The 15,346-nt window shown below is 28.5% G+C and carries 9 protein-coding genes; 3 read left to right on the top strand and 6 right to left on the bottom strand.

Features of this window, described 5'->3' with window-relative positions:
* Positions 1-207 precede the first annotated feature (207 nt).
* Positions 208-3,276, top strand: coding sequence for an N-6 DNA methylase (locus Q0H31_RS05940; RefSeq protein ID WP_295296311.1), 3,069 nt, complete (start codon positions 208-210; stop codon positions 3,274-3,276).
* A 9-nt stretch (positions 3,277-3,285) separates the two neighbouring features.
* Here the strand turns inward: Q0H31_RS05940 and Q0H31_RS05935 are convergent, their stop codons facing one another.
* The 4 genes from Q0H31_RS05935 to Q0H31_RS05920 all read right to left on the bottom strand — a co-directional run bounded on the left by Q0H31_RS05935 (position 3,286) and on the right by Q0H31_RS05920 (position 6,913).
* A complete protein-coding gene (locus Q0H31_RS05935; RefSeq protein WP_295296310.1) occupies positions 3,286-4,398 on the bottom strand; it encodes a hypothetical protein in 1,113 nt (370 codons plus the stop codon).
* Positions 4,399-4,544: 146 nt separating this feature from the next.
* Positions 4,545-5,336 (bottom strand): hypothetical protein, encoded by a 792-nt coding sequence (locus Q0H31_RS05930; protein WP_295296309.1) that lies wholly within the window; start codon positions 5,334-5,336, stop codon positions 4,545-4,547.
* 28 nt (positions 5,337-5,364) lie between these two features.
* The gene (locus tag Q0H31_RS05925; RefSeq protein WP_295296308.1) at positions 5,365-6,132 is read right to left on the bottom strand and encodes a hypothetical protein; all 768 of its coding nucleotides are present in this window, start codon (positions 6,130-6,132) and stop codon (positions 5,365-5,367) included.
* A gap of 13 nt (positions 6,133-6,145) precedes the next feature.
* Positions 6,146-6,913 carry a hypothetical protein gene (locus Q0H31_RS05920; RefSeq protein ID WP_295296307.1) on the bottom strand — a complete coding sequence of 256 codons (768 nt, stop codon included), beginning with the start codon at positions 6,911-6,913 and terminating at the stop codon, positions 6,146-6,148.
* Positions 6,914-7,149: 236 nt separating this feature from the next.
* On the opposite strand from Q0H31_RS05920, the gene Q0H31_RS05915 reads away from it, so the two are divergent.
* Positions 7,150-9,573: a hypothetical protein gene (locus tag Q0H31_RS05915; RefSeq protein WP_295296306.1), complete on the top strand. Its 2,424-nt coding sequence runs from the start codon at positions 7,150-7,152 to the stop codon at positions 9,571-9,573.
* Between the two features lie 187 nt (positions 9,574-9,760).
* Here Q0H31_RS05915 and Q0H31_RS05910 read toward each other — a convergent pair whose 3' ends face one another.
* Positions 9,761-12,298 (bottom strand): helicase C-terminal domain-containing protein, encoded by a 2,538-nt coding sequence (locus Q0H31_RS05910; protein ID WP_295296305.1) that lies wholly within the window; start codon positions 12,296-12,298, stop codon positions 9,761-9,763.
* A 407-nt stretch (positions 12,299-12,705) separates the two neighbouring features.
* Here Q0H31_RS05910 and Q0H31_RS05905 point away from each other — a divergent pair, with 407 nt between their 5' ends.
* Positions 12,706-13,659 (top strand): dipeptidase, encoded by a 954-nt coding sequence (locus Q0H31_RS05905; protein WP_295296304.1) that lies wholly within the window; start codon positions 12,706-12,708, stop codon positions 13,657-13,659.
* A 286-nt stretch (positions 13,660-13,945) separates the two neighbouring features.
* Here the strand turns inward: Q0H31_RS05905 and mnmE are convergent, their stop codons facing one another.
* On the bottom strand, positions 13,946-15,334 hold the full coding sequence (gene mnmE, locus Q0H31_RS05900) for a tRNA uridine-5-carboxymethylaminomethyl(34) synthesis GTPase MnmE (protein ID WP_295296303.1): 1,389 nt from the start codon (positions 15,332-15,334) through the stop codon (positions 13,946-13,948).
* Between the last annotated feature and the right edge of the window lie 12 nt (positions 15,335-15,346).

The raw sequence follows: 15,346 nt of genomic DNA, 5'->3' as shown, positions 1-15,346 counted from the left end.
AATTATGATACACCTATGCTATACTTTAAGAAATTAAGGAATTCCTAACTGCAATATGTCTGGCTCCTGTGCAATAATGTAGAGTTATTTACAGGATAGGGGAGTAATAGAGTTTTGCTGATGGAAGCAGAAAATGGTTGGTAAAAATATTTTATGCATTTAGTTTTTATATCCGATAATATTTTATATTTGTATTGGAAGTTTATTATGGGATATTTGAACGATGAAATTCTAGATAAAGGTATTAAAAATAAATTAATATCTATTGATGACAAAAGAATAACATATTATGCTAAATCAGAAAAAAGCTATAGTTATAAAGATCCAGAAGAAAAAGTTAGAGCAATAGTTTTTATAAGGTTAGTTTTAGATTATAAATATGATAGGAATGATATAGATTTTGAAGTAAAAGTACCAAGAAGAACTCCCGAAGATTTAGCAGATATTGTTGTTTATGAAAAAAATAATGATACTCAGCCCTATATTGTAGTTGAATGCAAAAAAGATGGAATTACAGATAATCAATTTAATCAAGCAATAGAGCAGGTTTTTGGAAATGCTAATAGTTTAAGAGCTAAGTATGCTTGGGTAGTAGCTGGAAATACTGAAACTGCATTTGATGTTAAAAATTTTGATTCTATGGAAAGGAGTAAAAATGTAATTTCAGAAATTCCAACTTCTTACGGAAAAATATCTGAATATAGATTTAAAAAAACAAAAGATAAAGAAAAAAAGAATTCATTAAAAATAGTATCAAGAGAAGAATTAATTTCTACATTAGAAAAGTGTCATCAAACTGTATGGCAGGGAGGAAAATTAAACCCTTCAGATGCATTTGATGAAGTATCTAAAATACTTTTCTGTAAATTAAAAGATGAAAAGACAACTAAGTCAAATGAATTTTATAAATTCCAAATAGGTACACATGAAGAAAGTAAAGAGGTTTCAAATAGAATTCATAAAATATATGAAGAAGGAAAAAAGGCAGATGCAAATGTGTTTTCTGAAGATATTAAGCTTGATGATGAAATAATATACAAAACTGTAGAACACTTACAAGGTATAAATATAAATGGCACAGATTTAGACAGTAAAGGAATAGCCTTTGAAAGATTTATGGGAGATTTTTTCAAAGGTAAAATGGGACAATATTTTACGCCTAGAAATATAGTATATTTTTGTGTACAAATGCTTGATATTTCAGAATATGAAAGAGTTTTAGACCCTGCTTGCGGAAGCGGCGGATTTTTGCTCCATGCTATGGATACAATAAGAAAAAAAGCTGAAAAAGATTTTGATGATACAGTGGAGATATTTAAGCATTGGCATGATTTTGCATCTCAAAGACTTTTTGGTATAGAAATTAATGAACAAATAGCAAGAGTATGTAAAATGAATATGATAATTCATGATGATGGGCATACAAATGTTATTTCTGAAGATACACTTGACAATATAGATAAACATCATGAATTAAATGAGAAATTTATAAAAGAAAGTTTTGATGTTATTTTAACTAATCCTCCATTTGGAGCAAAAGTATTAAGCAATGAAAAAAAATATTTAGGTAATTATATACTCGGGCAAAATGGAAATAAAGTAAGAGCAGCACAAAGCACAGAAATTTTATTTATAGAAAGATGTTATGAATATTTAAAAGAAAAAGGAAGAATGGCTATAGTATTGCCTGATGGTATATTAACTAATACAACTTTGCAATATGTAAGAGATTTTATAATGGAGCATTTTAGAATTAATGCAATAGTGAGTATACCACAAACAGCTTTCTCTCATTATGGTGCAGGAGTAAAATGTTCTTTATTGTTTTTAACAAAAGAAACTGTATCAGAAGATTATGATATATTTATGGCAAGTGCTGAAGATGTAGGATATGACGCCACAGGAAGAAAAACAGATAAAAATGATTTGGAAGAAATTTTAAAAGAATATAGAAAATTCTCCGAAAAAAAAAACTTTAAATTATTAAGCGAATTATGTTTTCTTATAAAAAGTGAAAAATTAATTAATAAAAGAATAGATGTAAATTACTATTTGAATTCATATAATTTTTCATCAAAATATAATATTGTAGAATTAAAAGACTGTACTTTTAATACAGGAACATACGGTGCTAATGAAACAGCATCAGATTATAATAAGCCCAATGATATAAGATATATTCGTATAACTGATATTGATGAATATGGAAGATTAAAAAATGATACTCTAAAAACAGCTAAAAATATAAATAAAAAATATATATTAAATGATAATGACTTTTTATTTGCTAGAAGCGGTTCAGTTGGTAAAACACTTTTATATAAAAAAGAAATGGGAAAAGCAATATATGCAGGATATTTAATAAAATATATTTTGGACACTTCTAAAATATACCCAGAATATTTATTTGCATATTGTCAGACTAATGAATATTGGAAATGGATAAAAAAACATGAACGTCCAGCAGTTCAATCTAATATTAATGCAGAAGAATATTCATCTCTTCAATTTCCATTACCTCCTATGGATATACAAAAACAAATAGCAGATATTATGCAGGAAGCGTACTCCAAAAAAGAATCACTAGAAAAAGAGGCTTCAGAACTTTTAAACTCTATAAATAAATATGTGTTAAATGAACTTGATATAAAAATTGATGATAATATAAAAAAAGAGAAATGTTTCACTATAAAATATAGTGAAATAAAAAATAAAAGAATGGATTCTTTTTGGTATTCATTAAATAAAATATTTTTTAAATCTAATAAATTTGAAAATAAAATATTATCTGAATTAGTTTCAATATCAAAAGGAAATATGATTACAAACTCAACTAAAGAAGATGGGGATATACCAGTTATAGCAGGTGGACAAATACCAGCATATTATAATAATAAATCTAATTATGAAGGTAATATTATTACTATAAGTGCAAGTGGAGCATATTCTGGTTATGTATGGTATCATAATTATCCAATATGGGCTTCTGATTGCAATGTTTTACAAAGTCATAATAAAGACATTGATATAAAATACATTTATGTTATTTTAAAGCTAAATCAAGATAATATATATAAATTACAAAAAGGTACAGCTCAACCCCATGTTTATGCTTCAGATATAGGCAATATTCCTATACCAATTCCTCCAATAGAAATTCAAAATAAAATTGCTAATGAGGCTATCAATAGAAGAGAAAAGGCTTTTAAACTTCAGGAAGAGGCTAAAAAAATTATTGAAGAATCCAAGAAAGAAGTTGAGAGTATTTTATTTTAATATTTATAATTACTTCTTCTTAGGCAAATACTTTATTACTTGGGCTTCTAACTCTATGGATTTTTGTTTGTTGTCGTAGCCCAATACTTTGCCGTAAACTTCTATATAGTTCTTTGGCTCTAGATTTAATGTTACATTGTATATTAAGTCAGCAACACCAACTATATTTTCTGCATTGTGGTCATATACTAATATTCTTGCTTTATTCTTTGGCACTCCGTCTATATTAGTTTTTGATATGCTGTTTACGTCCGCTTTCCATTTTATATATCCGCCGTTATATAATTCATAGTTGCCTACTACTGTAAGATAATCTGGGCTTTCTCTAAATATATTATAATCTGGTGCTATTACAAACTCTTTTAAAACTCTAAATCTTTCTTTTAAATATTCGTTAATGTCGCTTTTTAATGCACCGTTTATTATCATAACAGCCTCATTAACTGATGCACTTCTCATATTTTTCTTAGCCTTGTCAAACATCTCTGCTACTTCTTTAGGAGAGTATGTAGGGCTTTTGGCACTCTCTGGAATCTTACCGTCTTCAAGCCCTTCAAATAAATATACATTTTCTAATTTCTCTCTAAGCTCTTTTTGTTCTTTGTCTAATAATATATATTTTACAGCAGGATATCCTCTGTCTATTGCTAAATATGATAAAAAAGATATAACAAAAATTATTGGTATAATAATGAGGAGCTTTAATATAGATATTTCTCTTTTTCCTAAAATATATGCCTTTGGATTAATCTCATTTCCTTTAGCATTATTAGTTAAAAATCTCACTCTTTCAATATTGTCTTTAGCTATTTTGTTTTGAGGGTCAAGCTCTAATATTCTAAAATACTCTCTTAAAGCATTTTCTCTGTGCCCATTATGCAAACTAATATATCCCTTTGCAAGCATGGCATTTACACAAAAACTATCCTCTCTAAGTGCCTTTCTGGATACCTCCTCAGCAGCATAAAAATCTTTTAAAAATATATCAGCAAAAGCAAGCATAGCAAGAGCATTAGGGTCGCGGTTTAATGCAGTTCTATTAGATAAAAGTAAATCTTTAGCTTTTTTATATTTTTTTCTTCTTATGAGACTGTAAGCATTGGAAGCTATATTATCTTTCATTTTTAATGATAGTCCTTGTGTGTAGTTTACATAACTCTTCGGAATTATGATAACTTACTTTAAACTATTTTTTATAACGTTTGGCATTAAAAATAATAACTTAAATATTTGACTTTCTGCTATTTTTTATTTATTTTTAAAAATTATTATTTTTTGCTAGGGTCAAAAACGCTGTCTTCTAAAAGTAAATGTTTGTATGCGGTATAGTAGTAAGCAGTAAGTTCATCTAAAGCCTTAGCATATTTGCTTTTTAAATCGCCGTTTAATATTCGATTCATTAAATCTGTCATAATATTTTGAAGAGTACTAGGTACATCATGACCTCCTACATGATTAAAGCCTATATTATGCATATGCTCATGAAACATTAAACCAGAAAAACTAGCATAACCATAAGACCATTTAATCCAATTAGCATTTTCAAAACCAACCCAATTGGCAGTAGGAATTTGATTAGGGGCTTGTCCTCCTAAATAACGCACATATCTTGATTGACCAAGAGCACCAAGAGCAACTCCTCTAGTAGACCTTTTTTCGTATATGAAATTAGTATATTGAAGAGAACGTATAACTTCAACCATTATATTAGGGTCATAGTTGTCGCCTTTTTTTATTAAGGCATTTCCATACCTTGCTTCAACCGAAGAGACTAACTTATTTTTATTTTTATTTACTTCTGCAGGAAACTCTGTAGTGTTTACAGCCGTTCTCATAAGTGCCATGCATCTTAATATAAAACGTTTCTCTTCTACTGTTATAGTGGCATAATTAGTTAAATCTTCTGCTATCTTAAACTCAGCAACTCCAACATCCCAATAAGGATATTTTTTATTTATTTCTTCTTTTGTATATGTATCAGGTTTCAAGGAATTGTTATTACAGCTTAATAGAAATGATATTATTGTGAATAAGCTTAAAAAAAGTATTGTTTTTTTCATTTTTGCTCCTTAAAACTTAAATATGAATTTAATAATTAGGCAATATTTTTATACCAAGTTGAAAACCTATATCAAAGCTTGATATATTTTGTTTCATCAATTTTGTTAGATTTGCATTTTGATTATTTAAAAGAGGCTTTTTTAGTGAAAGTCCAAAATCATATCCAACATATCCGCCTAAAACAAAATTGATTTTTTTATCTGTATAAATAGAATAGTCAACTGAAAATTTTATATATGGTATTATAGGAAGATTAAATATATTTTTTACTTGAGAAGCATTATAATTTTCTATGTTTCTATCAATTTCATTTTTTGTATAATTATAATATGAAGAAACAGACCTAACATATAAAGGCACTTTTACTCCTCCAGCTAAACCAAAAGAAAATTTCTTCCAATTTAATTTTGGATATATTCCAAAAACAATACTTTCAAACATATAAACTGAAGTATTTTTATTATTATCATCTCCTCTAAAAAGAGAAAACTCATCATGAGAATAGCCTATCTCTCCAAGCAAACTAAAACTCATATTTCTATTAATATTAAATCTATATCCTATATTTAGCAAAACTCCAGAATCAAAACCAACTCCAGATTTTCTATTTTCTTTTTTTACAATATTATTAAAATTAGTTTCCTGCTGCTGAGTTGGGTTTTCATTTGTAAGAGAATATTGATTTATTCCAACTCCAATTCCTAATGGTACAAATATTCCAATTTCTAAGCTATTTTTAGCAAATGCATTTATTGATAAAACCAACATTATTATTAATATCTTAAAAAATCTCATTTAATCTCTCTTCTTATAAAGGTCTTATTTTTACACCAATGTTAAATCCTATATCAAAACTTGATATTTTATCTGGTACTATTTTTGTTAAATCAGCATTTTTTGGAGTATATGTAAGCGGAAAATCATAGGCAATATATCCTCCAAGTACAAAATCAAATTTGGGCGAAGTATAAATACTATAATCTACTGATAATTTAATATATGGTATTATGTTTGAGTTAAAATAATCTTTATAGTTTTTGGTATTTATTATTTGAAGTTTTTCTGTAGAATATCCAAGCAGAGAATTATAGCTTGAATTATTTATAGTTCCAGCTAAAGCAATTTTTACTCCGGCACCTATACCTATAGAAAATCTTTTATAATTAAATTTAGGAAGCACTCCAATTAAAAAACTATCAAAAGTGTAATTTCTGTAGTTTTCCATTCTTATTGCCTGTGAATTAGTTTCTGTATCTTTTAACTTGTAATTGAATGTATCTCTGCTATAGCCCAATTCAGCTAAAAAACTAAAGCTCGAAGTTCTATTAATATCTAATTTATATCCAATTTGCACCAAAGCACCTGTTTCAAAACCAATAAATGTATTTCTTGTATTGTTTGATATATAGCTATCATATGTGTTTTGATTCATGTTTGTTGCTCGTTCTGGGTGAGTATTTATACCAACACTCATACCTATAGGAACAAATACGCCTATTTCAAGACCGCTTTTTGCAAATAATGTAGTAGGAGTAAAAAGTAAAATTGTTATTAGAATTTTCAATATATTTTTCATTATTGCCTTTATTGTTGTATATGAAATATTTCTTTAAATATAACAATTTTTTTTATAATTACAATTTTTAAAATTTAAAAAAATAATTTTTTATAGATTATATGCAAAATGAAATAAAAAATATTATTCAAATTATAATTTTAATATGTAAAATTCAATTAAACCTGCGAGTAAGACTTTATAAAACTATTATGAAATTGTTGACTTTTAATGAAAATTAAAATATTATAACTATTATGTCTTACAGTAAAACTATCAGAGAAGAAGAATTAAAAAATAAAGTCGCTAGAGATTATTTTTACTCTTTTGATAATACTCAAATTATAGAGGAGATTGATTTTAGTATCGCTCCGAAAAAAGAAGCGGATAAAAAAGATACAGAATATTTTTTGTGGGCAGAAGCTAAAAAAGGAAATAAAAATGATATATATGAATCCTTTGTGCAGCTTATACTCACTATAGGAAAAAAAAGAGTATTTGATAAACATTTGCCGCCGCCTTTCTTGGGTGCTTTTGATGCTGAGAAAATCGCTTTTATTCAGTATTATAAAGTGCTTGATGTATTTAATCAAAATGATTTTAATTGGAATGTAACGCCTTCTGACCATGAGTCTAAAGAGTTTAAACAGCTATACAACCTTGTAGAAAATACTTTGAAAAATGAAAGCTATATTTATAAATTTGATGATGATGAGAGAGAATTAAAAGAGTTTATAAGGGCTAATTTTATAGCGGGTAAAAACTCCTTATCGAAAGTGCAGATTGATAAGAATAATTTTGTTAATATATATTCAAAGTGGCTTAATGCCGTAAAAGAATCTATATCTGTGGATTGGGATAGGGCTAAAAGTTTTGGTATAATAGATGCCGATTTTTATTTGGCGGATTTACTAAGCGAGAATAATTTAACATTAAAAGAAAAACTATATGTAATACTAAAAACTGACCATTATGAGCTTGACAGAAAAATAGACGATATGGGGCTTGCATCGAGTAAGGAAGCGTATTTTTATGATAAGCAGAAGGCACATAATGAGTTTTGGAAGAGGTATCAAAGACCGCCTAAAAGTGAGTATTGGGATTATATAATAGAGAGGCGGGATTTACTTGTGCCGCAGGATATAAGAGAGCGAAAGGGGTCGTTTTTCACGCCGCAGATATGGGTTGAGAAGAGTCAGGAATATATAGCGGAAGTATTGGGGGAGAATTGGCAGGATGAATATTATATATGGGACTGTGCGGCAGGCACGGGGAATTTGCTTGCGGGGCTTACGAATAAATATAACATATGGGCATCTACTTTGGACAAGGCAGATGTAGAGATAATGAAAGAGCGAGTGAAGAATGGCGCGAACTTGCTAGAGAATCATATATTTCAATTTGACTTTTTGAATGACGAGTTTGATAAGCTTCCAGAAGATTTGAGGCGAATAGTAGAAGATGAAGAGAGTAGGAAGAAATTAGTAATCTATATCAACCCGCCTTACGCGGAGGCTGGAAGTGGAACAGGTAGGAATAAACCTAAAGTTTCAACTGAAAATGATGTTTATAAAAAATATAAAAATATTATTAAAGATGCAAGTAAAGAACTTTTTGCACAATTTATTATAAGAATATATTTAGAAATGCAAAATTGTATTATAGCTCAATTTTCAACTTTAAAAATTATTCAAGCTGGTAATTTTGAAGCGTTTAGAAATGTTTTTGTATCTAAATTAAAAAAAGTATTTTTAGTTCCAGCAAATACTTTTGACAATGTAAATGGTGATTTTCCTATAGGCTTTTTTATTTGGGATACTTCTACACAACAAAAAAATAAATTTCTATCTGCTGATGTATTTGATTCAAATGGATATTTTTTAAAAAATAAAAATATATATTTTTTTGATAACAAGAATAAAAGAATAAATGATTGGATAGATTATTATAAAATAGATGAAAAAGATAATTCAGTTGGTGTAATAATGGCAGATGCTCCAGATTTTCAAAATAATAAATATATTTCTATAATGAATGAAAAAACTAATAGACATGGAAAATTTATATTTATAAACTCTAAAAATTTAATTACTATTTCTATATATTTATCAGTACGCTTATGTATTGAAGCTGATTGGCTCAATGATAGAGACCAGTTCCTTTACCCCAAAAATACTTGGGAGGACGATACAGAATTCAAAAATGATTGTTTAGCTTTTACGCTTTTTCATTCACAGAATAAAATTTCTTCAGAGCAGGGCGTTAATCATTGGATTCCGTTCACCGAAGTGCAGCTTAATGCTAAAGACTCTTTCGCCTCTCACTTTATGACTGATTTCCTTTCAGGCAAAATTAAAAAAACTATTTCAGACAATGACAGTCTTTTTAGCAGCGGCACAAAATCGTCTTCTCCTTTAAAATTTTCAAGCGAGGCTAATGCGGTTTTTGAGGCTGGGTTATCTTTATGGAAATATTATCATTCTTTCGACCTTATTAATGTTAATGCGTCCTACTATGACATACGTGCGTTTTTTCAGAAGTTTAATGACAAGGGGCGTATGAATCCAACCTCTAAAGACGAGACTTACAACTCATTACTTGCAGACCTCAAGTCTGAAATGGATATTCTTGCCCAAAAAATTGCTGTTAAGGTGTATGAGCATGGGTTTTTGAAGGAGTGATTTTAGTTTTTTGTTCAACTTTTTCACGCCTTCGTATCTAAAGGTACTCCCTTCGGTCGCCATAAAGGACTCCTTTCAGTAGCTTTGCGGACTTCGTCAAAGTTTTTACCCTATGGATACGCTTCGCGAAAGTACAAAAAAATGCTATTAAATCATTTGATATGTTTTAGATAAATATTAATAGCTTTTATTGTTCAAAGAAATTGTTCATATCTTTAAAAATTTCTTTTATGCTTGCTCTTAATATGCTTGCATTCGGAAGTGAGTTTATAAATTGCATGCCGTAATTTTTGGTATATAGTCTTTTATCTAATACAAATACTATGCCTCTGTCTTCTTTGCTTCTTATAAGCCTTCCAAAACCTTGTTTAAACTTTATAACAGCAAAAGGCAGAGCATAATCCAAAAATGCATTTCCTCCATTTTCTTCAATATATTTGTACCTTCCTTCACTTATTGGGTCTGTAGGAACGGCAAATGGAAGTTTTGGTATAATTACAGCTTCAAGATTCTTTCCTGCAACATCAACCCCCTCCCAAAAAGAATCCACTCCAAATAAAACATTATTTTCTGATGCCTTAAACATATCAAGTAAAGTATGCCTATGTATTGAAGCAGTTTGTGCGAGAGCATTAATATTTTTTTCTTTTAGTTTTTCAACAGTAGTTTCATAAACTTTCATTAAAGAAGAAAATGCTGTAAAAAGTATAAATGCACGCCCCCCTGTAATATCGCACACATTAAGAAGCACTTTTGATGTATAATCATTAAAACCATCGCTTGCTGGGTCTGGTGAATCGGTTGATATATAAAGTCTTGCATTGTTTCTATAATTAAAAGGGGACTCTAAATATATTTCTATTTTTTTATTTTTTTCTATATAGTCAAAGCCAAGTCTATTAGAAAAGAAATTAAAACTCTTTGAAACGGTTAGGGTGGCAGAATACATAGCAACAGTGTCAAACCTTAAATATAAATAATCATTTAAGTTTTTAGCTACTGTAACAGGGGTAAGATGCCAATTAAGTATGAGATTTCCTTTTTTAGTTATTCTTGCTTCAACCCATCTTATATATTCATCTTTTTTATAATCTATTGTTGCATTGAGCGAGATTAATTGTCTTTTAAGTCTTTCAAGATAAGCGTTACTCATCTGTGCTGTCTCTTCATAATCGAACCCTTTATCTATTGCTATGTCAAAGAATTTTTTATAAAGTTTGTCGCATGCATTAACCAATGAAGTAATAACTAAAACCATCTCTCTTAAAGGTTTAATTCCCTCTTCTTTCCATTTATTATTAATTATTATTTCTGGGCATATTCTAAATTTAAATCCTAATCCTTCTTTTGTTTGTATGTTTTTGTGGCAGTAGTTTAAAAACTGTTTTGAAGATTCATCTACCACATTTCTTACTCTCGAAGTTGTTTCATGTACACTATTAATTAACTCTAATAATTCTCTATAATCATCTATCTCTATAGAAGATTTATTTTGATTAACCATATTATTAATAGTTTCTATTACACCAAGTCTTTTATTTTTCTTTATTCTTGATATATAAAAAAGTGCTTTTAATATACCATTCTTGCTTCCCTCATCTCCAAAATAACTCGAAGCAGAGTTTTCAAAATTATGAGCCTCATCAATAATCACTTTTGTATATTTTGGAAGCAGGCTATATCTGCCAGAAGTTTCTGCATGCAAAGATAAATCTGCACATAGTATATGATGATTAACTATTAATAATTGTGCTGCATTAAGTTGTTTACGCATTTTATAAAAATAACAATCTTCTAAATATTCGCATTTTCTATGAGTGCAGGTGTCCGTATCGCAGGCAACCATTTCCCATAATTCAGATTTTGGTTTGTAGCCTAAATCTGTAATAGAGCCGTCTTTTGTAATGTTGAGCCAATTATCAATATCTTCAAAAAATTCAATCTGGTCTTCAAAATCTAATTTGTCAGTATCATTCAAAGCATCTTTTACTTTTTTAATGCATACATAATTGTTTCGCCCCTTTACTAAAGCATATTTCACATTTGGAGCTATAGCATCTATTATAGACGGTAAATCTTTATTTATGATTTGTTCTTGCAGATTTATTGTATTTGTTGAAACAACTATTCTTGTTTTATTTTCTTTAAGCCATAATAAAGCAGGTATTAAATATGCAAATGATTTACCAATTCCTGTACCTGCTTCGGATATTAAATGTTTATTTGTATTAAAAGCTTCTATTGTGGCTTCTACAAGTTCTGTTTGCTCTTGTCTGTATTCATATTTTTTTAATATTTTACTTAAAAGCCCATTTTCTGTAAACATAAATAATGCATCAGGAGCATCTATGTTTTTTACACTTTCTTTTCTAATTGGCCTTACAACTTCATAAAAATCATCAACATCATTATTAACTATATAAAAACCAACCCCCGCATTATTGCCCAATTCGCTTGCTATAGCCAAATCTGCTCTTGAAGGAGTAAGCTGACCTGATGGGTGATTATGTATTACAGCGTCAAACTCTAATGAGAGTGATATTATAGCAGGTACAGAATCCTTATTTCCCCTTGCCATTACTTCTATATAATCTAATATGCCGAAAGAATTAAAATTGATTCCAAAATATACTTCATTGCCGTAGGAATCAACTATAGCTTTCCTCATAAAATTTATTGCTTCTAAAGAGAAGATATTATTTATTTCAACATCATATTCACTCATTATTGAATGATAGTATATTATATTAAAATCTTTGTCAAATTGTATTTTTAATTTCTATAAGATTATAAAAAAATATTTTATAAAGCTATATATAAAATTATTTATAAATTATAATAGTAATATTTTGCATAATTAATTATTTTTAGATGTAAAAATATAGTTCTTTTGGTTCTTTTATAACAATACCGAAGGCACTTCCCTATGATCGTACCGAGTAGGTGCCTATCGGCAAAAGAACTTGGGTGCTACCCTACGGGCACGCTTCGCAGGGGGAAAAGCCCAGATATAAAATTTAAATATTAAAAACACTATAAATATACATTAATTTAATTATGAAATAAATCTATTGTAAAATAGCTTTTGTTGATATATTATTCTTGCAAATTTTATTTTTAAGGAAAATACTTATGATTTTTGATGCTCATTCTGATGTTTTATCTGATGTTGCTGTGAAAACTTTGAAAGGCGAGAGTAATATATTAAAGAAGTATCATTATGATAATTTAGTGAAAGGGAAAGTTGGAGGAAGTATATTTGTTGTATGGGTTGAGAGAAAAAATTATAATAGGGCTTTTGATAGGGCTAACGAGATACTTGAATGTTTTAAAAAAGAGCTTAACTATTGCAGCGATATTATAGAAGTTGTTAAAAGTTATGATGAGATGATTAATGCTCAAAACAAAAATAAGTTTTATGCTTTTTTGGGTTTTGAGGGTTTAATGCCTATTGATGAAAATATAGATATTCTTGATAGGTATTATAATGATTATGGTGTTAGGCATGCTAGTTTAACTTGGAATGAAGAGAATAAGCTTGCTACAGGGGCTAGCGGAGAGAGCGGCAGAGGATTAACTGAACTAGGAAAAAAGGTAATAAAAAAAATGAATGATAAAGGAATGATAGTTGATGTTTCTCATTTGAATGATAAATCTTTTTTTGATGTGGCTAATATTACAAACTCTCCTATAATAGCATCTCATTCAAATAGCAGGAAGTTATGCGGCAGTATGAGAAACCTTACAGATGAGCAGTTAAAAGTAATAAGAGATTTTAATGGGGTAGTTGGATTTAATTGTTATAAAGATTTTGTAGACGAAGATAAAGATAAGCAAACAATAGATAGGGCAGTTGATCATATAAAATATATTGCAGACACTATAGGAGTTAATCATATAGGACTTGGTTTTGATTATAATGAATATTTTGAAGGTGAGGATATCACAGGAGTTAAAGGACTTGAAGATGCTTCAAAGTCTTATACTATATTAGAAAAGCTAAAAGAAGCTGGTTTTAATAGCGATGAGATAGAAAAAATAGAATATAAAAACTTTCATAGAATAATAAAAGCTGTAATAAAATAAAATTATTAAAAAAGAAATAAAAAATATTAAAGTTATTATTGCAACAGACGATATTATATTTAGGTTGATTGGACTACCCCCCAATAACTATATTTGTAATAAGCCGCTTTGTTCATCCCACAAAAGCGGTTTATTTTTTTATATATAAGTTTTTGTTCTATTCAACTTTTCCCGACGCAAAAAGTTGCAAAAAATGCAATTTATTTAATTTATATATCAAAAAACTAGTCCCCGAAAATAATAAAAATATAAAATTAACTTTTAGTATATAATTCTTTTTATATTGCTATTTACCTATACAGAAATTCTCAAATATCTCGTTTATTATCTCTTCTGCTTCAATCTTTCCGCTTACATTGCCTAATATGTTATTTAATATATTTATCTCTTCCGCTACTTCATCTAATAAATGATTATTATTTGACTTTTCTATACACACATTTAACTGCTCTATTGCTCTCTCTAAATATCCTCTCTCTCTGTTGTTTACATAGCTTTCTTTATTAAAAATTGTTATATCAGAATCTTTTATGTGATTTTTTAATGCCTCTATTAATTTGTCTTTTCCTTGTTTTGTTTTGGTGCTTATTTCAATTGCATTATCTATTTTTTTGTCAAACTTCTTTTTTAAATCTATTTTGTTTAACACATAAATTATATTTTTATTTTTGAATTGTTGTAAAAACTCTATTAAATTAATATCATCATCATTAGCATTATCATTATAATCAAAAACAGCAATTATAATATCAGCCTCATTAGCACATTTTTTAGCTCTCTCAATTCCTTTAAGTTCTATATCGTTATCAGCTTCTTTGTGAAAACCTGCAGTATCCATAAAATAAAATGGTATATTATCTATGTAAATATTTTCACTCAAAAAATCTCTTGTAGTGCCGGCTATATTTGAGACTATTGCTCTTTCTTTGTCTAATATCATATTAAATATACTGCTCTTTCCCGCATTAACTCTTCCGAGTATTGATACTTTTATTCCGTTAATTAAATTTTCTACTCTCTTAGAATTATTTAGAATATTCTCTATATCTTTTTTTATTACATAAAAGTTTTCTATTAGTTTGTCATAAGAAAAAGTTTCTGTCTCATCTTCCGGAAAATCTAATTCGCCATAAATAAGCATAAGAGTATTTTTTACATTCTCTCTGAGTTTATCTATCTCTCTTGTAAGCCTTCCTCTAATTTTGTAAATGCTTGCTTCAGCCATTAATCTGTTATTAGAATCTATTAAATCATGTATAGCCTCAGCCTCGCTTATGCCAATCCTTCCATTAATATAAGCCCTGTATGTAAACTCCCCTCTATTCGCTTGCCTTGCTCCATTTCTTATTATAAGGTTTATTAATGATTCTATAACAACTATGCTTCCATGACACATAAACTCCACAGTGTCTTCTGAAGTAAATGTGTTTGGGGATAATGTTGTAAGAACTACAAGCTCATCTATAGGAGTATTGTTTTCATCTTTAATTAAAGCATAATAACTTTTTCTATGTTCAAATTTTGTAATGTTTTTATTTTCATTGCTTGCATAATAGCATATTTTTGAAGCTATGTTTAGGGAATCTTTTCCAGACATTCTTATTAAAGCCAATGCACTTTTTGAATAGGGGCTTGCTAATGCCACTATAGTATCATCTAAATTATAATTAGACATAAATTAATTTCC

The sequence above is a fragment of the uncultured Brachyspira sp. genome (assembly GCF_934747485.1).
In the GTDB taxonomy this organism is placed as follows: Bacteria; Spirochaetota; Brachyspiria; order Brachyspirales; family Brachyspiraceae; genus Brachyspira.
This window is presented reverse-complemented; position numbering and strand designations above follow the sequence as displayed.